Below are 18,533 nucleotides of genomic sequence, written 5' to 3'. Positions count from 1 at the left end.
AACAGCCATCTATCGGTCGAAATACCGGCCCTATCGGTAAATTCGGGGTAACCGGCGATTGACCGATGGGAAGACTGGAATTTCATGTAAACTTGTGGCTTATCAAGCGATTATGGCTGCTACCCTGTTTTCACGCCGGTATGTTCCGCTCCTGAGTCATGTATTAGGCTGGGGATTACTGGGCTATCTGCTTTTCTTTTCCCAGTCTTTTGGTTCAGAAATACGGCTCCCTACCGTGTTCTGGATCCGGCAGGGCATTTTCTTCTGCCTCATGGTAGGGATGTTCTACCTGAATCTGCAGGTGTTGGTACCCCGATTGCTGCTGCAGGACCAGCGAAGCCGCTATACATTAACGCTTACCGGTGTTATCATTTGCATACTGCTCATTTTATGGGCCGTCGAGAGCTGGTTCAACCTGCCGATTCTGGTGCACAGGGCATTTCATCCCGATGGCAAAGGACAACCCAAAATATACGGCTGGATTCAGCCGAACATGTTCACGATCTTACTGATGCTGGGCATGAGTACCAGCCTGTCGCTGCTCCAGAAATGGCAGGCCGATGCGAACCTGAGACTGGCCCTGGAACAGGCCAAAACAACTTCTGAACTTTCTTTTCTGAAGGCACAGATCAACCCGCACTTTTTCTTCAACACGCTCAACAACATTTACGCGCTCACCCTGCTCGATGTAGAAACGGCCCGTGAAGCCTTGCACCGGCTTTCACGCATGATGCGATACGTACTGTATGATACCCAGTCCGGCACAACACTGCTGAGTAAAGAACTTGCATTTGTGGGCGATTATATTCAGCTCATGCAACTTCGGTTAACGGATAAAGTAACCGTTACTCTTACCCCTCCCAATCCCCTGAATGACCGGCCCATTGCCCCCATGCTCTTGCTTCCCTTCGTCGAAAATGCGTTTAAACATGGGGTCAGTGCCCTGCATTCGAGCCAAATCCACATTACTATCCAACAACAGCAGAATCAGTTGCTGCTCGATGTTCGCAACACCCTGTTTCTGGATAAGTCGCCGTCGCTCGAAACGGGCAACGGCATTGGCCTGACCAACACCCGCCGACGACTCGACCTGCTCTATCCGGGCCGTTATGCGCTACAGATCAATGAGCAAACGCCCGACGGCGAATATCAGGTACAACTAACCCTCGACCTATCATGACCCTTACCTGCATTGCCGTTGATGATGAACCTCTGGCGCTGGGACTTGTGTGTGCCTTTATTGAAAAAACGCCTTTCCTGCATCTGGTAGGCCGATACAGCAGCGCAGTCGAATCCTTGCAGAGCTTGCTGTCCGGCCCTCCCGTAAATGTCATTTTCCTGGACATTCAAATGCCGGATCTGACCGGTCTGGAGTTGGCGCGCGTTCTGGAACGCAGCAACCGGGGGTCGCATACGACACGAATTGTCTTTACAACGGCTTTCGATCAATTTGCGCTGGATGGTTTTCGGGTCGATGCGCTGGATTACCTGCTCAAGCCGTTCAACTACGAAGAGTTTTTACGGGCAGCGAGTAAAGCCCGTCAGTATTTCGACCTGGTTCAACGACCGGAGCCAACCCCGGCGGCTCAGATACTGGCCGCACCCAGCGAAATAGTCGACGATTACCTGTTCCTCAAAGTAGAGTACCAGTTGGTTCGCATCGCCTACAACGACATTCTATACATTGAAGGGCTGAAAGATTACGTGAAAGTATATCGGCAAAGTGAGCCGGACAAGCCCTTATTATCGCTGACGAGTTTGAAGATTCTGGAAGAAAAATTACCAGCGAATCAGTTCATGCGGGTACACCGGTCATTTATTGTTTCCCTACAGCGAATCAGCGCGTTTACCCGCAACTCCGTACAGATTGGGTCGGTGGTTATACCGGTCAGCGATCAATACAAAGACGTATTCAGCCAGTTTATTTCCCGCTGGCTTTAGTATCAACGAACGTGTACGTGTTTCGAAAAATCAATAAGTTTGGCTAGTCTGGCTACCTAATGATATATTTCGGACCATTATCGATGAGTCAGGTGGGGTTAAACTTATACCGGATGTTCGTTCAAACGAACAACTGCCTAACTTTACGAGACACAGGCAGCGATCCGGTATAGAAATCTGCCTTCATAACTTTAGCACGTCGTCCCATGCTTGTAACTACTACCTCAAACATAGAGGGAAAAACCATCATAAAATACGTAGGTCTGGTCAACGGAGAGGCCATTATTGGAGCCAACCTGGTTAAGGATTTCTTCACCAGCATTAAGGATGTAGTTGGTGGCCATTCGGGCGCTTACGTGCAGGCGTTGCGCGAAGCAAAGAGCATTGCACTCCGGGAAATGATCGATCAGGCGACCCGGCTGGGCGCAACAGCCGTAATAGGCGTCGACCTGGATTACCAGACCATTGGCGGCAATGGCTCCATGCTTATGGTTAGTGCCAACGGTACTGCCGTTGTGGTGGAATAAGTTACCGGCACTACGAACCATGAAGGGCCGAATGGCCTTTTTTTTTATGCCCTTGGCATAAGCGTTTACGAGGACCCCGAAAACGAATCGCCTGGGCTGCTTCGGGGTCCTGCCACACTAAATCTCTTCTTTTACAGACCCACACTTCAGCATCTTATCGCCGTAGTATGGATTCCGTACCTCACGCTTATCGCTGAGCCAGAAAGCGCCCTTCCCCTCAGCAGCCATCGGGCAGTACTGCACATAGGTTTTAGCTGGTTTAGTCGCCTTGGCCAGCGCAATCATGCTGGTCGAAAGGGCCTCGAACTGCGTACGTTGTACATCAACATTAGCTGTCCCGCTAATGGAAGCCGCTTTGGCTTTCGCAGTAGCAAGGGCCTTTTTATCCATCGCCGACAGCCTGGCCGCATCGACCTTGCCCAACGCGGCAACCAAAGCCGTTGCCGCCATTTTGGCTTTAGCGGCATCGGTAGCCACCAGAGCATCTTTAACCCTGTAGTAGGCACTTAGCGCCGGAGTGGTTGTCTGCGCTAAAGCAGTCAGGGAAACGATGAATAAGCCGAGCGCAGCAAACGTAAAGCGAGTTGTTTTCATGAGTTTGTCGAATAGGGTGCCCGCCAGAATAACCCCGAAGCGGGTGTTTGTTCTTCTGCGCTCTGGACGCATGTTTACCGGAACAAAGGTAAAGGCTTTGCCGATGAATTAATTCACACAATTAACGAAAACAGCGATGCCAGGTTGCCCATTCCTGTACCATCACATCCGTTACCCTTCTTCGGGTCCTTGTCCGAATACTTGTTTACGTGCGAAGTGAAACAGGAAAGGCGAGCCACGTGGCTCGCCTTTCCTGTTTCACTATATGTTCGTTTATTGACTAGAACCGGTCATCGTCTTCGTCTTCTTCCTCTTCGCCGAAGCTGGTGCCGGGGTTGAACATCGACCCGAGCAGGTCTTTAAACGAAAGGCCTGTATCCATTGCTTTTTTGCCAACCAGCGAATGCTCAGCCAGACCGTGCAGAGCGAACTCCATCATAAACAGCTTCTCGGTTTTGCCCAGACGCGGGTGGAAACCGTCGACCAGATCGTCGAGGCCGTCGATGGTACGGAGCCGGGCTTCGTAATCGCGGTTCGATAGATCGTTGAGGAACTCCATTGTGTTGCCATCACCAAACCAGTCCGTAACTTTCTTGTACGGATTGCCCCGCTTGTCTTTTTTGGCTTTCTCGGGATTGGGGAAATAGGCCAGAAACTGGTTACGGATCGCTTTACCAATCAGGTTTTGGGCCACAATGACCGGCCCTTCCACTTCACCTTCGTAAACCAGCTCAACTTTACCGCAAATAGCGGGAACGACGCCATACAGGTCAGACACGCGCACATACGTTTCTTTCTCCCCGTTGATCAGTGCCCGGCGTTCGGCCGAAGACAGGAGGTTCTCATAGGCCGAGATGGTCATCCGGGCCGATACGCCACTTTTTGAGTCGACGTATTCGCTTTCGCGGGCTTCGAGTGCCACCTGTTCGATCAAATCGGCAACCAGATCATTGGTTTTAACCATGCCTTTCTGCTCGGTTTTTACAACGGCTTCCTGCAACGTAATCTTCTTCCCGATTTCAATGGATTTCGGATAGTGCGTCACGATCTGGGAGTCGATCCGGTCTTTAAGTGGGGTGACAATGCTGCCCCGGTTGGTATAATCTTCCGGGTTGGCGGTAAATACAAACTGAATATCGAGCGGCAGACGTAGCTTAAAGCCTCGAATTTGAATGTCGCCCTCCTGCAAAATGTTGAACAGCGACACCTGAATACGTGCCTGCAAATCGGGTAATTCGTTGATTACGAAAATACACCGATGCGAACGCGGAATCAGGCCGTAGTGAATGGTTCGCTCATCCGAGTAAGGCAGTTTAAGCGTGGCCGCTTTGATAGGGTCGACATCGCCAATCAAATCGGCGACCGATACATCTGGTGTAGCCAGTTTCTCGGTGTATCGCTCGCTGCGGTGCATCCAGGAAATAGGCGTCTGATCTCCTTTTTCGGCAATGATGTCAATGGCAAACCGGGACAGTGGTTGCATTGGATCATCATTTAATTCCGACCCGGCCACAACAGGAATGTACTCATCCAGCAGGTTAATCATCAGTCGGGCAATACGGGTTTTTGCCTGTCCCCGAAGGCCCAGCAGATTGATATGGTGCATGGACAGGATGGCGCGCTCGACATCGGGGATAACCGTGTCTTCGTACCCCCATATTCCCGGAAAAACGATTTCTTTTTCCTTAATTCGGTCAATCAGGTTATCCCGCAGTTCCTGTTTAATTGAGCGGGTTGTATAGCCAGCGGCTTTAAGTTCGCCAAGCGTTGAGATTGTCAGTAATTTTGATGCTTTCAGGCTGCGGTAGTTCATTCGATGATTCTTAGTGAAGAATGTGGAACGATACGTGTAGATCAAGGAATAGCGCTTAACTTAATGGTCTGTCTATTTCTCCATCTTGATGGTCTCTGCACGGATCACCCTTCATTAGGTCTAACAGGCTTTCGGGAGAAATGGTTTTTGGATGGTCAAATTGACTAATTTTACCGATCATGCACCGGAATGCCAACACCGGTTGTCGTTTATGAAATCAACAGTACGAGTTTTCTTTTCGTTTAGCATCCTTCTTGGGTTTTTCAGTTGCCGCGTTCAGCGTAGCCCGCCGGAGTTGGTTAAGATCTCTGTCAATCAGGCTTACGTAGATCAATCCATTACCCTGTCAGGCTATCAGTTTGGTACCGACCCCACCGTTACGTTTGGGGCAGCGACCTCTGCTGTTAACGCGCCCATTGGCAGCCACGACGAAACGTCTATTCGGCTTCAGGTGCCCAGAGTTGCGCCGGGTAAAACCCAGATTCGTGTTCAAACGAAGGAGGGCAGCTCCGATCCGCTCCCTTTTACGGTGCTTCAGCCAGCCCCTATTGTTACCACCATCACGCCAACAAACGGGCTCCCCGGCACGCAGGTGGTTGTTACGGGCGACTACCTAAACCAAATTCGGCAAATTCGATTCAACGATATCGATGCCCTGATCAATGACAGTACAGACCGGAAACTGACGATTACGATTCCTCCAACTGTACCCAGAGGACCGCTGGCGTTTATCATTGAAACATCCGCAGGTACTGTTATCAATCGATTTGTTATTGCCGGAACACCCCAGATTACCAGCATAAGCCCCACCAAAGCCAAACCGGGGGCGGAGTTGGTCATTCTTGGCAAGAACTTTACCGATGGAACAGTCAGCATCAACGGACTGGCTCCCGACAAAGCGCTAACGACAGTAAAAGATACCGAAATCCGTACCATTATTCCCCAATCGGCCACGTCGGGACTGGTACGGGTGCAGGTTTTCGAGTCATTGATAGCCACCAGTACCGACACGCTGAAACTCTTCCAGCCTCCCTTTATTACGCACCTGCAGGCTCAGGACGGCGCAGCAGGCGAAAAACTGGTTATTGAAGGCCGGAATTTTCAGGAAATTTCGACCGTGTCGATTGGTAATGTGTCTGTGCCGTTTCGAGTAATCAACGCAACCCAACTGGAAGCTACCGTTCCGGTCCTACCTGCATCCGGGCGCGTAACGGTAACGGCCACTGGTATCGGCGGCACAACGACGGCAACGGACCCGTTCTTCTTCTTCCTGCCCCCCTCAAATCTGACATTCACCCCCGCCCGGCAATTGCGCGAACGTCCGTTAACGGTGTCAGGCAGCAATTTATACCGGATCACCAGTGTCAGCGTCAGTGGTATTCCTGTACCAATCACCAGCCGCAACGAAGGCGTCGATCTGCTGATCGGCATCCCCGAGATTGCCGTTAGCGGCCCCATTACGGTAACCAGTAGGGCGGGCACCACATCAGCGCCGTTGGTGATCGTTCAGAAAGCGGTGGTTTCGGACCTCCTCCCGTTAAAAGCCCGCCCCGGCGAGCGGGTAGTTATCCGGGGCGACTTTTTATTAAATGCTTCAATTTTATTCACGGGATCCACGACGCCTGCCGCCGATGGGGGTAAAAAAGAGGATAAAGAAAGATGGGTGCTGGTACCGAACGACGCCCAGACGGGGCCATTGCGGGTCACGAACGAAACAAATGATGTGATCACAACAGCCCCGTTTACTGTTCTGCGGCTTATTAGCAACATCGACTTTACGCCCAAATCGGGTAAGGCTGGCGACCAGATCGTGCTGACTGGTCAGAATCTGGCCACTGTTCAGGAGATTCGATTCAGTAACGGAACGTCCGCACCGGCCGCTTTTGCCCTGGAAGGTACCAACATCCGGGTCACCATTCCTGCCGGAGCCACTACTGGACAAATCTGCCTGACCAACGACGCCGGAACGAGTTGCAGCAGCGCTAATTTCACTATTACCCGATAGGTAGAGACAACGCATGCGTTGTCTCTACTGCATCTGCATTTGCCTCACCAGTACCTCGTTGATCCGCACGTAACTCTCATGTGTCCAGCCGGCAACGTGTGGGGTTAATACCACTCGGTCCGACTGGCGGAGGTAGTCGAATGCCTGTTGCTGTTCGGGCGTGAGTTTGGCCAGCTTCTCATTTTCCAGTACATCCAGACAGGCTCCGCGAATTTTCCCGCTCTCCAGCCCACGAACAATGGCAGCCAGCGAAGCGATTTCCCCCCGTGCAATATTGATGAGATAAAACGGCTTGCTAAACTGAGCTATAAAGTCGTCGTTGACCAGCATACGCGTTTCATCGGTCAGCGGAATATGCAGGCTGAGCACATCCGCTTCGGCTTTGATCTGCTCCAGAGAAGCTTCTTCGGCATAGGCATTGCCATAGTTGGTCCGGAATTTATCGTACGCCAGTACGCGACAGCCGAAGCCACTCAATCTGCGGGCTGTCGCCTGTCCATTATTGCCATAGCCGATAAGACCAACGGTTAAGCTTCCGAGCTCATAGCCCCGGTTACCTTCCCGGTCCCAAATACCCTGCCGTACTTCGCGGTCGGCTTTCAGAATATTGGCAAGAAGGGCAAGCAGCATACCAACCGCGTGCTCACCAACGGCATCGCGGTTTCCTTCGCCCGCATGAAAAACGCGAATTTGCCGCTGCTCCGTTGCAGCCAGGTCAATTAAATCCAGACCCGCACCGGCCCGGCCAATAAAACGAAGCCTGGGTGCTTGGGCCAATAACTCTTCATCTACGAAAGTTTTGCTCCGGATGATTAGCCCATCGAACGGCGAAAGAGTGGTTAATAAGTCAGCACGTGTAATTTTCGGCTGATAATCATAGCGATAGCCAGCCTGATCGAGCATGGCAAAGAGCGACGGGTGCATCTCGTCGGCAATGAGAATAGACAGTTGATTCTGGGACATCCGTTGGGTTTTCGTAACTTGCAGCAAATACAGTGAAAAATGAAGAATGAAAAGTGAGGAGTAAACACGTATTTGGTTTATTCCGTTTGTTCGTCACTTTTCATTCTTCATTTTTCATTATTTGCTAACTCTTGGCGAAACTACAAAAAGTGCATGGAACAACGCCAATCCGACGATTCGAATCCAACTCGTACAAATCCATCTGATGCGTCCGCTCCAGACGTTCAACCGCGTGCCAAACAGGCGAATGAACCAGAGCCTACGCCACCGCAAACGGGCAATCAACCCACTGGCAATCGACAAGATAATCCGCAACGGACCAATCGCAACGGCGAACCGCGCAACGGCGAACCGCGCAACGGCGAACCGCGCAACGGCGAAAGCCGTAACGAGCGAAACCGCGATGGCGGACCACGCGATGGCGGACCACGGGAAGGGGGCCGAAATCAACGCGATAACCGACAACAGCAACCCAAAAATGGTCTTGATGATAAGGCCGCTGCTGCAACCGGAGCTAACATGACCGAGAAGCCCGAGCGCGGCCAACGGCCCGGCCAGCCCAACCAGCAACGACCTAAAAATCAACGCGACGGACAAGGGCAGCCCGCCAATGGTCAGCGGCAAGCAGAGAACCGGCAGCGCGATGAAAATCAGAACGATCGCAGCCGTCCGGCTAACGATAACCGGAACGGGCAGCGGAACTCCGTAGTGCCAGAGCCTGGCCTGGCACTACGGGAAGATGGCAGTCAATCTACTCTGGCTGCTGAAACGAATAGCCGGGGCGAACGGCTGGTTATCGGGATTTCGCTGGGTGACTACAACGGCATTGGTCCGGAAGTTATTCTGAAAGCATTGCAATACAACCGGTTACAGAAAATCTGCACCCCCGTCATTTACGGCTCCATGCGAATTCTGAACCGCTACCGCAATCTGCTCAATCTGAAAGACTGGAATCTTAACGGTGCGCAAACGGTGGGGCAGATCAGCCATAAGCTGACGAATGTCATCACGTGCTGGCCCGACCAGAATCAGGATATCCAGCCGGGGCAGGTAACGACGGATGCCGGTCAGGCCGCGCTGGCGTGTTTGCAGCGGGCAGTCGACGACTTAAAGGACGGCAAGATCGATGCCCTCGTTACGGCACCGATCAATAAAAACAACATCCAGTCCGACGAGTTTAAATTTCCTGGGCATACGGAGTATCTGGCTCAGGAGTTCGGGGTTCAGGATAACCTGATGTTCCTCGTCAGTCAAACCCTGCGGGTGGGCGTTGTAACGGGACACGTGCCGCTGGGACGCGTTCGGCAAAACATAACCCGTGAACGAATTGCGCAGAAGTTAACCCTCATGATGCATTCGCTGAAGCAGGACTTTGGTATCGAAAAACCCAAAATTGCCGTTCTGGGCCTTAACCCACACGCGGGTGAAGAAGGCTTGCTGGGAACAGAGGAGAATGACATCATCAAGCCGCTCATCGCCGACTGGCGTAATAAAGGGCAGTTGGTTTTTGGTCCCTACCCTGCCGATGGTTTCTTTGGCACACGGGCCTATACGAAATTTGATGCAGTGCTGGCGATGTATCACGACCAGGGGCTGATTCCGTTCAAAGCCATCGCATTTGAAGAGGGCGTCAACTTTACAGCGGGTATGCCTGCTGTACGAACTTCGCCCGATCATGGTACCGCTTATGACATTGCGGGAAAAGATCTTGCCGACGAAACCTCCATGTTGCAGGCGATCTACACCGCTATTGATGTAGCCCGCAACCGCAAAGAGTTCGTCGAACTGGAAGAAGGCGCTTTAAAGTGAGTTGTTGGTTAGCAGGTTCCTGCCTTCATATTCCGGCAACGTCATACCTAAAAGCGAATAACCGACAACTTAATAACTACTAACTAATTCAACGAATGCTTAAATCAATGACCGGCTTCGGCAACGCAACGGTGGAGGCTGGTGGCCTGTCAGTAACTGCAGAAGTTAAAACCCTGAACTCTAAATTTCTGGATATTTATTGCCGGATGCCACGCCAGTTTTCCGACAAGGAAATTGAACTTCGGGCTTTACTAACCCAGCAACTGGAGCGCGGTAAAGTGGAGCTTTCGTTGAACCTGACCCGTACAAACGCCATTCGACCCGGGGTTTCTATCAATCGCCCGCTGGTGGCGGCTTACGTAGCCGATTTGAAGGAAACCGCCAATACGATGCTTATGAGCATTTCGGACGGCGATGTGCTCCAACTGGCCCTTCAACAACCCAATGCCTACCTCACCGAATCGCCGGACCATTCGGCCGATGTGTCGGATTGGGAAACAGTACTTGAGGCCGTTAAAGAAGCCGTTCGCCGGTGCGATGGTTTCCGTAAGCAGGACGGAGCCGTGCTGGAAAGCAAATTCCAGGAGTATATACAGATCATCACAGACCGGCTCACAGACATTGAAGAGCAGGATGTGAAACGAATGCCCGCCGTGCGTGACCGGATGCGGAATTCGGTGCGTGAGTTGATCGAAAATGAATCGTTCGACAATAATCGGTTTGAACAGGAACTGGTCTATTACGTGGAGAAATTCGACATCTCAGAAGAGAAAGTCAGGCTCAAAAACCACCTCAGCTATTTTCTGGAAGTACTGGCAACCGAAGAAGCCAATGGTAAAAAACTCAATTTTATCTCTCAGGAGATTGGCCGTGAAATCAATACCATCGGTTCCAAAGCCAATGACTCCTCTATCCAGCGGTTTGTGGTGCAGATGAAAGACGAGCTGGAAAAGATTAAGGAGCAGACGATGAATGTGATTTAGTGGCGAACTGGTTAGAGGCTAGTTAAGATTGGTCAGGCTTTGTCAAGGGCTGTTCAACCTACTTTTTTCATCATCCTATGATTCCTGAAGAATTGCAGGTTTATCAATTATCGATGGTACTCTCTGACCAAATATGGGATCGGGTAGTTACCTGGGACTATTCTGTCAAAGACACAATCACACAATCGAAAAACAACTGGTTCGCTCTACAGATTCTATTTCGGCAAACCTCAGCGAAGGGAACGGACACTTTCACTTTAAGGAAAACATCAACTTCTGCTACTACTCCCACAGCTTCCTTCAGTAAACCAAAACGTGGTTAACAAAAGCAAACAGAAGAAGATTAATCACCGACGATGAGTATACCAGCTTCTTTCAGCAGTTGAATACGCTGAGCGTGAAAGTGAATCGTTACATCAACTCCATCGGCCGTCAAACTCCCTGAAAACCCGACAACACCACTCAACCCTTGACCTCTTCTTACCACCCTTGGCAACGCTTGATACTTCTTTTTACCAATCCCACGATACCCTTACCCTGGCTCAACTGCTCTTAGGTTGTGAACTCGTTCATGAATCGGCAGAAGGCACTACAACCGGAATAATTGTTGAAACGGAAGGCTACCTGACCGACGACCCGGCCTGCCACGCCTATCGACGGCAGACGACCCGTAATGCCGCCATGTTTGGCCCCGCAGGTACGTTATACGTGTACCAGATTTATAATCATTACAACTGCATCAACGTCGTGACCGGGCCCGAAGGTGTAGGCGAAGCCGTACTGATTCGGGCCCTCGAACCCACCGAGGGCATCGATCTAATGGCCCTCCGCCGAAACGAAGCCTTTAAAACCGGCTTCGAACGTTACCGCAACAACACTATCGACGCCACAACTGCCGATGGGCAGCGTAACCTCGCCAACGGCCCCGCCAAGCTGACCATTGCGCTGGGCATTTCCAAAAACGAACACAATGGATCGTCCCTGACAACCGGCGGTATTTATATTCGCGGCCCTGTTCTGCACGATTTCGACATGGTCACGACCACGCGCATTGGCCTGACCCACGGTGCCGATCTACCGTATCGGTACTACATAAAAGGGAGTAAGTTCGTGAGTAAAAAGTGACTAAAGGAAGGCACGTCTTATAACTTAACCTCGCTCATTTCCGTCGAATCACCCTCTTCTTCCTTCGACTGAACCAGTTCCGTTCTAATGCCATTGTCTGGATAACGTTCTCTGCTTTGATGAAATAAAGGACCGGCCCCATTGATGCCAATTCCGCACAGGGCCAGTATAATGAGACATACCAGCCCCATTAGCTTGAAAAGCTTTTTAACTCGTTTCATAAGCGGATACGAGGTTTTGGTTGCTACGCCAGTGTAGCATGATGAAGGATAATCTTGAAGACAGCCAAAAGGCGGGGAGAATTAACTTACCAAGGGGCAAGAGGCATCAGCATCTGAAGAGTCAGCGGGAATAGTTTTGCGCTGGATGAATTTGCTGGCTTGTAAAACAGGAACATTCCGACGGCAAGCACTTACCAACCTACTGTTAATCAACTTATTATAAACCGACAAATTTTTGCGCAGGAAAAACTGGCTGGTACACACCGGCGATTTTAAACAGATGCTTTCACGTTTACTACGATGGCTGACTTCCTGTTTGTACGCACCGCATAACTCCGTTCGCGTCGTTTGTTTGAATCGATTTACCGTAGAATAACCACTGCCTAGGCAGGCAAAAAGACTACATAGTAAGGCAAGGACGAGTAGTGCTCTTCTTACTGTACATACCCGTTCAGGACGCGATTGTATCATGTCAGTTTTTGTTAAGGTAGGTCACTAAATCGCCAATTGATTGAATGCCTGTTTTTTGAGCCTGTTCCCGGCGCATCATCAGGCAATAACTATTGTTAAATCCAAGCGGCTTCAGCCAGCTGAGCTGGTATTTCTGCTGAAACTGCGTCCGACAAAACTGGTACACCGAATCGGGCTGCATCGGTAATGTTTTCAGGATGGCCACTGTTGGCTGTAGAACAACCAGCAAACCCGTTCCGGTGTATTCAGGGTAGAAATCAATGGTGCCCGTGCGGAGGGCGTCGAAACAGATTTGCGTACCGCCCAGCCCCGTTTTCGTTACCAGCCGGAGTTGCGTCTGGCCTTCGATCAACTGCCGGTAGATCTCCGCCAGAATGTACTGTTCGGTAAATACTTTTGACCCCATCACAACGGTCTCCGTCCGATTTCCGGGCGTGGGAACTTTATATAAACCTTCTTGTCGTAGAAAATCCTGCGCCACACGCTCCGGCGACTCTTTCCTGAAATCGACCCGGTAGTTTAGAGCCGTCATCACTGAGTCGGTTAGTTTACCCGCCAATAAATTCAGCGTCGGCTCCAGGGCAGGATGCCGCTCGAGGGCGGTTTGTCGAACAACCGGGGCCGCATCGTAGGGAGGAAATGCGTGTTTGGGATCGGCAAGAACCAGCAGGTTGAAGGCCTTGATGCGCCCATCGGTCGAGTAACCACTGATGATATCGACCTGCTCCCGATGGATAGCTTCGTACATCAGATTCTGGTCGATGAGCCGGGGACGCAATTGCAGCCCATAGGTTTTCTGTAAACCCGGATAGCCATCAGCACGCCCGTAAAATTCGTGCGCAAAACCCGCCACGAGCTTATCCTGACGGCCCGGCACCAGATAAAACGCGGATAAGAAGGGAACCAGCACAACGAATACCAATGCACCCACCCGTAGCTTTTTCCCCGATAAGTGTTGCAGTCGCGCCAAGCCAAAATCGAAACCAATGGCCAGTAACGCAGCCGGGATGGCCCCGGACAGCATCATGTTGACGTTACTAAGGGCAATACCACTAAAAATAAACTCACCCAATCCACCAGCCGCCACATAGGCCGCTAGTGTTGCCACGCCTACGTTGATGACGGTTGCGGTGCGGATACCGGCAAAGATGACCGGCAGGGCCAGCGGCAACTCCACTTTCGTCAGGATCTGGTTATCGGTCATCCCCACGCCACGGGCCGCTTCTTTTGTTAGCGCACTTACTTCTGTGATACCAACATAGGTATTGCGAATGATGGGCAGCAACGCATATAGAAACAATGCCACCAGCGCCGGGCCAACCCCAATACCCAGCAACGGAATCAGGAAGCCCAGCAAAGCTACACTCGGCACCGTCTGCAATACCCCCGCAACGCCCAGCACACTGTTCGCCAAGCGGGTTTTTCGGGCGATAAGAATTCCAAGCGGCACCCCGATCAACAACGCCAGCAACAGTGAAACGAATGTTAGCCCGATGTGGGTTAGTGTTTGCTCCAGTAGCTTATCAGCATGGTCGCGGACAAAAGCAAAGAAGTCAGTCATTCAGCCGGTGGGGTTTATCGTCCAGAAAATCCCGCACAAAATCGGTGGCGGGATTAATGAGCAGTTCGTTCGGCGGACCAATCTGGACAATACGCCCTTTATCCATCAGGGCAATCCGGTCGGCAAGTTCGAGGGCTTCGCTAACATCATGCGTCACCAGTACCACCGTTGTTTCGCGCAGTTCGTTCAACCCAAACAACTCCCGCCGAACATGCTTTCGGGTAAAGGGGTCAAGAGCGCCGAAGGGTTCATCCATTAACACCACGGGTGGATTCACGGCCAGAGCCCGAGCCAGACCAACCCGCTGGCGTTGTCCACCGCTCAACTCAGCCGGATAACGATGCAGCAACGAATCGGGTAGTTGGAGCTTATCCATTAGCTCGCGGGTACGGGTCTGAATTCGGGCTGTTTCCCAGTCCAGCAGTTTAGGGACGGTGGCAATGGCATCGGCAACGGTATAATGGGGAAACAGGCCACCATCCTGGATAACGTACCCAATACGCCGACGCAGTGCCGGCCCCGGCTGCTGGCGTACATCAACCCCATCGACGCTGATGAACCCGCTGGTCGGTTCGATCAGGCGGTTGATCATCTTGAGCGTTGTCGTTTTACCACAGCCGCTGGTTCCGAGCAACACGAGCGTTTCGCCCGGTGCCACCGTCAGCGATACGTCGTCAACCGCCGTGTGCGACTCAAAGCGCTTGGTTAATTGCCGAACGTCGATCATTCGACGATCTGAACGCCTTTCCAGAACGCAACCCGGTTTTGAATCTGGCTGGCGGCTGGCTTTGGCTCGGGATAATACCAGGCCGCATCCGGGTTGGTTTTACCATCGACCGTCAGGCTGTAATACGAGGCCAGGCCTTTCCAGGGGCAGGTGGTATGCGTGTCACTATCGACCAGAAATTTCGCTTTGACCGAGTCTTTCGGAAAGTAATGGTTGTTTTCAACAACGACGGTATCGTCGCTTTCGGCAATAGTTTCGCCGTTCCAGATAGCTTTCATGAGTCAGTAAGGTTTGACAGGGTATACCGTCGGTTCTGCGTGAACCGGCGCTTGTATATAACGGAATAATGTCGGTTTTGTCTTTACTTCAGTACCTGTACTTCAATGACCGAATTATCGTACACCCGATGCGTAGCTTTTTGAAAATCGGCGGCATCGGCTTTGTAGATATTCTCCACATATTTCTGTGGATTTCGGTCAATGAGCGGGAACCAGGTACTCTGCACCTGAATCATGACCCGGTGCCCTTTTTTGAACGTATGCAGCACATCCTGTAACCGGAAATTCACATCCGTTACCTCGCCGGACTTGAACGGTTCCGGCTTCTCGAAGGAATTGCGGAATCGCCCGCGCATGGCCTCTGAGCGTACCATCTGCTGGTAATTACCCAGGGTGATGTTCCGATTAGGCATATACGGATGGTTCGGCTCATCGGGCGGATACACGTCAATCAGCTTCACTACCCAGTCGGCGTCGGTGCCCGTCGTGCTCACTTTGAGCTTCGCCATAATCTCCCCCCCCAGGGTCAGATCTTCGGTCAGCACCTCCGTTTGGAAGGTAAGCACGTCCGGCCGACGGCCCGCAAACCGCTGATCTTCGGACATATAATTAAACGGCGTAAAACCCTGCGTGGTAGTAATGTCTTCAGTATACGGAACGGGCTTTGCAGGGTCGCTGACGAACTCCGAGAACCGGTTATTCCCAACTTCCATAGTCCGGTTAGTAGCCAGATTACCATCCGACATCAGGAAGAACTGCTTTTTGGGCGTATCGGCAACGGGCCATTTGTCGAATGTTTTCCACTCATTCCGGCCGGTGTTGAACAGGTACGCTTCGGGAAGACCGCTTTTGCCATCGCCCTCCCCTTTCAGAAAATGCGTGAAGAATTTTGCTTCGATATTTCGCTGGTAAAATGTAGCGATGCTGTCGCCGAAGTAGACGTTACTGTGCAGCGTATGACCCGTCTCGCGCGACCATCGACCATGTCCGAATGGCCCCATAACCAGCGTATTGTAGGCACCGGGACTGTTCTTCTCAATTGTTTTATAGACATTCAGCGGACCGTATAAATCTTCGGCATCGAACCAGCCACCCACCGTCATGACGGCCGGCCGAACATTTTTCAGATGGGGCAGAATGCTCCGTTTCTGCCAGAACTCGTCGTAGTTGGGGTGATTGACGGTTTCCTGCCAGTAGAAGTTATCCTTGTAATATTTGTCGGCGTTTTTCAGCGGCCCCAAGTCATATTGCCATTGGAAACCGTCTTTTGTCCCCGTCTGAATCATCTGGTCGTTGTACCAAGCTTTTGTTGTTGGCTCGGGATGCTGCACGCCAAAGACCGGAAACGTGAACAGGTAAGCCTGAATGAAGGCACCGTTGTGGTGAAAATCGTCGAAAAAAAAGTCGGAAACGGGAGCTTGTGGCGATGCGGCTTTGAGCGCGGGGTGAGCATCGGGCAACGACGCAGCCGTGTAGAATCCCGGATAGCTGATGCCCCACTGCCCTACCCGACCGTTGTGGTTGGGTACGTTTTTCAGCAGCCACTCGATAGTGTCGTACGTATCGGAACTTTCGTCGGGAGAGCCCGCCGTTGAAACGCTTGTCTTCCCTTTTTTACCGCCTTTTTTAGCGGGTGCCGGTGGGTCGGGCAGGTTGGGCGTCATGTTGGTCCAGGTGCCTTCCGACGCCCAGCGACCCCGCACATCCTGATACACAAAGATGAATTTCTCGCGCATGAGCGTAGCCGACGGTCCTACCTGTGCCGGATAGGCATCAGCCCCATAAGGAGCCACGCTATAGCATGTGCGCTGCATCATGAACGGGTACTTCGTCGTAGCCGATGCATCCTTAGGAACGTACACGGCCGTATGCAGCTTGGTGCCGTCGCGCATGGGAATCTTGTACTCGAATTTCTGGTAATTATCGCGGACGAAGTTACCAGTCGAGGTTTGTTGTGCCTGGGTGGGAAGGACACACGCTATCAAAAGCAGTGCGTAGAGCCAGTATCTCATAGTTGTTGACCAGTAGTAAGGGAGTTGATGGTTGTAAATATAGCGATATGCATCACATAGGCTACCATTAGGCTGGCGCGGGTATTAATCAGTCTCAAGCTGGCGCGGGTATTGACCCGCGCTTTCTTATTTGGTCAGCATTCGCTGACAGTTTATGAGTTATATATGCGTCAGCGAATGCTGACCAAATGAAAGGCACGGGTCAATACCCGCGCCAGCATGCATACCCAGGCTAGCCTGAACAAACAAAAAGGGCGCGGGTTGTAACCCGCGCCAGTATGTAAAATCCATGTCAGAATAAAATGTCTAAGCCCGTAGTTACATTTTAAATATCTCTTTCATCAGAACCCACTTTTCACCGGGTTTAGCCATGGGGAGAGCCTGCTGATACGTCCACATCAGATTTTCCCACTCCTGCACCTTTGGGTTGGCCGCATCGGCGGCAGCTTTGGCTTCGAACGAGAAGGTTTCGTTCGTTTCCATGATCATAAACAGCCGGTTACCGATGCGGTAGATTTCCATCTCGGTAATGCCCGACTCGCGGATGCTGGCTTCAATTTCGGGCCGGATCTGTTTATGATACTCTTCATATTCAGCAATTCGGGCGGGGTCATCGATTAGGTCAAGGGCAAAGCAATGGCGCATACACAAGGGTTGATAGAAGGTAATAAAAGTCGGTTTCGGTTAATCGGTAATGGACCGATCCAGATGCGTATAGCCGCCGTCGACGTGTACGAGCTGACCCGTTGTATGGCTCGATTTATCAGACAGTAAGAACGCTACGGCATTGCCCAATTCTTCCGGTGTGGTCATGCGGTGCTCAAGCGGAATTTTGGAGACAATCTGTTTTAGTTTCTCTTCCGGATTTGGCAGCGTTTTAATCCAGTTGGCGTACAAGGGTGTCCAGCTTTCGGCCACGACTACGCAGTTGACCCGGATATCATAGGGCAGCAGCTCGACAGCCCACTCGCGGGTCAGCGCATTACGCCCCCCGTTAGATGCCGCATAAGCCGAGGTGTTTCCCTGACCCGTTTCAGCCACTTTTGATCCAATATTCACGATGGCCCCTTTCGACTCTTTCAAGGCAGGCAAAGCATAGTGGGCCATGAGGTAATAATGCACCAGATTTTTATGCAACGACGCGATAAAGCCTTCATAAGAACCATTTTCAAGGCCAACCCCATCATTCACCCCGGCGTTATTCACTAGCCCATCAATACGGCCGAACTGAGCAAGCGTCTGTTCAACCGCCTGCTGGCAGGCTGATGGCTCTGTTAGCTCCGCTACAAATTGATGCGCCTGCCCGCCCGTAGCCTGAATGGCATTCACCGTATGCATATTATCGACTTCATTACGCCCAATAATTACAGGAATGGCTCCTTCTGCTGCCAGTACTTTTGAAATTCCTTCGCCAATACCTTTGGCACCACCGGTAACTATAATGACTTTGTCCTGCAGGTTTAAATTCATGGTTATTAATTTATGGGATCAAAAAACACCGGA

The 18,533-nt window shown here is 51.6% G+C and carries 18 protein-coding genes; 8 read left to right on the top strand and 10 right to left on the bottom strand.

The features are described from left to right. The first annotated feature begins 112 nt into the window (after positions 1-112). The 3 genes from ACYVJM_RS23630 to ACYVJM_RS23620 all read left to right on the top strand — a co-directional run bounded on the left by ACYVJM_RS23630 (position 113) and on the right by ACYVJM_RS23620 (position 2,468). Complete coding sequence (locus tag ACYVJM_RS23630; protein WP_461150706.1) at positions 113-1,180, top strand: sensor histidine kinase; 1,068 nt, start codon at positions 113-115, stop codon at positions 1,178-1,180. Further along, entirely contained in the window at positions 1,177-1,941 is a 765-nt protein-coding gene (locus ACYVJM_RS23625) for a LytR/AlgR family response regulator transcription factor (protein ID WP_461150705.1), read from the top strand. Before ACYVJM_RS23630 ends, ACYVJM_RS23625 begins: the two co-directional genes overlap by 4 nt. Positions 1,942-2,147: 206 nt before the next feature. Further along, on the top strand, positions 2,148-2,468 hold the full coding sequence (locus tag ACYVJM_RS23620) for a heavy metal-binding domain-containing protein (protein WP_461150704.1): 321 nt from the start codon (positions 2,148-2,150) through the stop codon (positions 2,466-2,468). 117 nt (positions 2,469-2,585) lie between these two features. Here the strand turns inward: ACYVJM_RS23620 and ACYVJM_RS23615 are convergent, their stop codons facing one another. Both ACYVJM_RS23615 and ACYVJM_RS23610 read right to left on the bottom strand, forming a co-directional pair. Beyond that, complete coding sequence (locus tag ACYVJM_RS23615) at positions 2,586-3,062, bottom strand: DUF3347 domain-containing protein (protein WP_461150798.1); 477 nt, start codon at positions 3,060-3,062, stop codon at positions 2,586-2,588. 280 nt (positions 3,063-3,342) lie between these two features. Continuing rightward, positions 3,343-4,875: a P-loop NTPase family protein gene (locus tag ACYVJM_RS23610; protein ID WP_461150703.1), complete on the bottom strand. Its 1,533-nt coding sequence runs from the start codon at positions 4,873-4,875 to the stop codon at positions 3,343-3,345. A 211-nt stretch (positions 4,876-5,086) separates the two neighbouring features. Between ACYVJM_RS23610 and ACYVJM_RS23605 the strand changes: the two genes are divergently transcribed. Next, positions 5,087-6,880 carry an IPT/TIG domain-containing protein gene (locus ACYVJM_RS23605; protein WP_461150702.1) on the top strand — a complete coding sequence of 598 codons (1,794 nt, stop codon included), beginning with the start codon at positions 5,087-5,089 and terminating at the stop codon, positions 6,878-6,880. A gap of 24 nt (positions 6,881-6,904) precedes the next feature. On the opposite strand, the gene ACYVJM_RS23600 is transcribed toward ACYVJM_RS23605, so the two are convergent. Then, the gene (locus ACYVJM_RS23600) at positions 6,905-7,843 is read right to left on the bottom strand and encodes a 2-hydroxyacid dehydrogenase (RefSeq protein WP_461150701.1); all 939 of its coding nucleotides are present in this window, start codon (positions 7,841-7,843) and stop codon (positions 6,905-6,907) included. 153 nt (positions 7,844-7,996) lie between these two features. On the opposite strand from ACYVJM_RS23600, the gene pdxA reads away from it, so the two are divergent. From pdxA to ACYVJM_RS23580, 4 genes are all read left to right on the top strand, one after another. Next, positions 7,997-9,652 (top strand): 4-hydroxythreonine-4-phosphate dehydrogenase PdxA, encoded by a 1,656-nt coding sequence (gene pdxA, locus ACYVJM_RS23595; protein ID WP_461150700.1) that lies wholly within the window; start codon positions 7,997-7,999, stop codon positions 9,650-9,652. Positions 9,653-9,747: 95 nt separating this feature from the next. After that, entirely contained in the window at positions 9,748-10,635 is an 888-nt protein-coding gene (locus ACYVJM_RS23590; RefSeq protein ID WP_461150699.1) for a YicC/YloC family endoribonuclease, read from the top strand. A 133-nt stretch (positions 10,636-10,768) separates the two neighbouring features. Then, positions 10,769-10,942 (top strand): four helix bundle protein, encoded by a 174-nt coding sequence (locus tag ACYVJM_RS23585; protein WP_461150698.1) that lies wholly within the window; start codon positions 10,769-10,771, stop codon positions 10,940-10,942. Positions 10,943-11,124: 182 nt separating this feature from the next. Then, positions 11,125-11,760 (top strand): DNA-3-methyladenine glycosylase, encoded by a 636-nt coding sequence (locus ACYVJM_RS23580; RefSeq protein ID WP_461150697.1) that lies wholly within the window; start codon positions 11,125-11,127, stop codon positions 11,758-11,760. Between the two features lie 17 nt (positions 11,761-11,777). Here the strand turns inward: ACYVJM_RS23580 and ACYVJM_RS23575 are convergent, their stop codons facing one another. The 7 genes from ACYVJM_RS23575 to ACYVJM_RS23545 form a co-directional block, all read right to left on the bottom strand. Then, on the bottom strand, positions 11,778-11,981 hold the full coding sequence (locus tag ACYVJM_RS23575; protein WP_461150696.1) for a hypothetical protein: 204 nt from the start codon (positions 11,979-11,981) through the stop codon (positions 11,778-11,780). Between the two features lie 472 nt (positions 11,982-12,453). After that, complete coding sequence (locus ACYVJM_RS23570) at positions 12,454-14,013, bottom strand: ABC transporter permease/substrate-binding protein (RefSeq protein ID WP_461150695.1); 1,560 nt, start codon at positions 14,011-14,013, stop codon at positions 12,454-12,456. Then, entirely contained in the window at positions 14,006-14,740 is a 735-nt protein-coding gene (locus ACYVJM_RS23565; RefSeq protein WP_461150694.1) for an ABC transporter ATP-binding protein, read from the bottom strand. Before ACYVJM_RS23565 ends, ACYVJM_RS23570 begins: the two co-directional genes overlap by 8 nt. Beyond that, complete coding sequence (locus ACYVJM_RS23560) at positions 14,737-15,018, bottom strand: DUF427 domain-containing protein (protein WP_461150693.1); 282 nt, start codon at positions 15,016-15,018, stop codon at positions 14,737-14,739. Before ACYVJM_RS23560 ends, ACYVJM_RS23565 begins: the two co-directional genes overlap by 4 nt. Positions 15,019-15,101: 83 nt before the next feature. Further along, positions 15,102-17,030 (bottom strand): CocE/NonD family hydrolase, encoded by a 1,929-nt coding sequence (locus ACYVJM_RS23555; protein WP_461150692.1) that lies wholly within the window; start codon positions 17,028-17,030, stop codon positions 15,102-15,104. Between the two features lie 318 nt (positions 17,031-17,348). Beyond that, on the bottom strand, positions 17,349-17,675 hold the full coding sequence (locus ACYVJM_RS23550; RefSeq protein WP_461150691.1) for an L-rhamnose mutarotase: 327 nt from the start codon (positions 17,673-17,675) through the stop codon (positions 17,349-17,351). 39 nt (positions 17,676-17,714) lie between these two features. Next, a complete protein-coding gene (locus ACYVJM_RS23545; protein ID WP_461150690.1) occupies positions 17,715-18,500 on the bottom strand; it encodes an L-fucose dehydrogenase in 786 nt (261 codons plus the stop codon). Positions 18,501-18,533: the final 33 nt, after the last annotated feature.

This window comes from Spirosoma pulveris, from assembly GCF_054781875.1.
Note: the sequence above shows the minus strand (reverse complement) of the source record. Positions and strands in the feature narration are given on the sequence as shown.

Bases quoted from the DNA above. Each gene is read 5' to 3' on its own strand.
- ACYVJM_RS23585 (WP_461150698.1), top strand. From the start codon at position 10,769: ATGGGATCGGGTAGTTACCTGGGACTATTCTGTCAAAGACACAATCAC.
- ACYVJM_RS23545 (WP_461150690.1), bottom strand. From the start codon at position 18,500: ATGAATTTAAACCTGCAGGACAAAGTCATTATAGTTACCGGTGGTGCC.
- ACYVJM_RS23605 (WP_461150702.1), top strand. From the start codon at position 5,087: ATGAAATCAACAGTACGAGTTTTCTTTTCGTTTAGCATCCTTCTTGGG.
- ACYVJM_RS23560 (WP_461150693.1), bottom strand. From the start codon at position 15,018: ATGAAAGCTATCTGGAACGGCGAAACTATTGCCGAAAGCGACGATACC.
- ACYVJM_RS23620 (WP_461150704.1), top strand. From the start codon at position 2,148: ATGCTTGTAACTACTACCTCAAACATAGAGGGAAAAACCATCATAAAA.
- ACYVJM_RS23570 (WP_461150695.1), bottom strand. From the start codon at position 14,013: ATGACTGACTTCTTTGCTTTTGTCCGCGACCATGCTGATAAGCTACTG.
- ACYVJM_RS23615 (WP_461150798.1), bottom strand. From the start codon at position 3,062: ATGAAAACAACTCGCTTTACGTTTGCTGCGCTCGGCTTATTCATCGTT.
- ACYVJM_RS23630 (WP_461150706.1), top strand. From the start codon at position 113: ATGGCTGCTACCCTGTTTTCACGCCGGTATGTTCCGCTCCTGAGTCAT.
- ACYVJM_RS23550 (WP_461150691.1), bottom strand. From the start codon at position 17,675: ATGCGCCATTGCTTTGCCCTTGACCTAATCGATGACCCCGCCCGAATT.
- ACYVJM_RS23625 (WP_461150705.1), top strand. From the start codon at position 1,177: ATGACCCTTACCTGCATTGCCGTTGATGATGAACCTCTGGCGCTGGGA.
- ACYVJM_RS23575 (WP_461150696.1), bottom strand. From the start codon at position 11,981: ATGAAACGAGTTAAAAAGCTTTTCAAGCTAATGGGGCTGGTATGTCTC.
- ACYVJM_RS23565 (WP_461150694.1), bottom strand. From the start codon at position 14,740: ATGATCGACGTTCGGCAATTAACCAAGCGCTTTGAGTCGCACACGGCG.
- ACYVJM_RS23590 (WP_461150699.1), top strand. From the start codon at position 9,748: ATGCTTAAATCAATGACCGGCTTCGGCAACGCAACGGTGGAGGCTGGT.
- ACYVJM_RS23555 (WP_461150692.1), bottom strand. From the start codon at position 17,030: ATGAGATACTGGCTCTACGCACTGCTTTTGATAGCGTGTGTCCTTCCC.
- ACYVJM_RS23600 (WP_461150701.1), bottom strand. From the start codon at position 7,843: ATGTCCCAGAATCAACTGTCTATTCTCATTGCCGACGAGATGCACCCG.
- ACYVJM_RS23610 (WP_461150703.1), bottom strand. From the start codon at position 4,875: ATGAACTACCGCAGCCTGAAAGCATCAAAATTACTGACAATCTCAACG.
- pdxA (WP_461150700.1), top strand. From the start codon at position 7,997: ATGGAACAACGCCAATCCGACGATTCGAATCCAACTCGTACAAATCCA.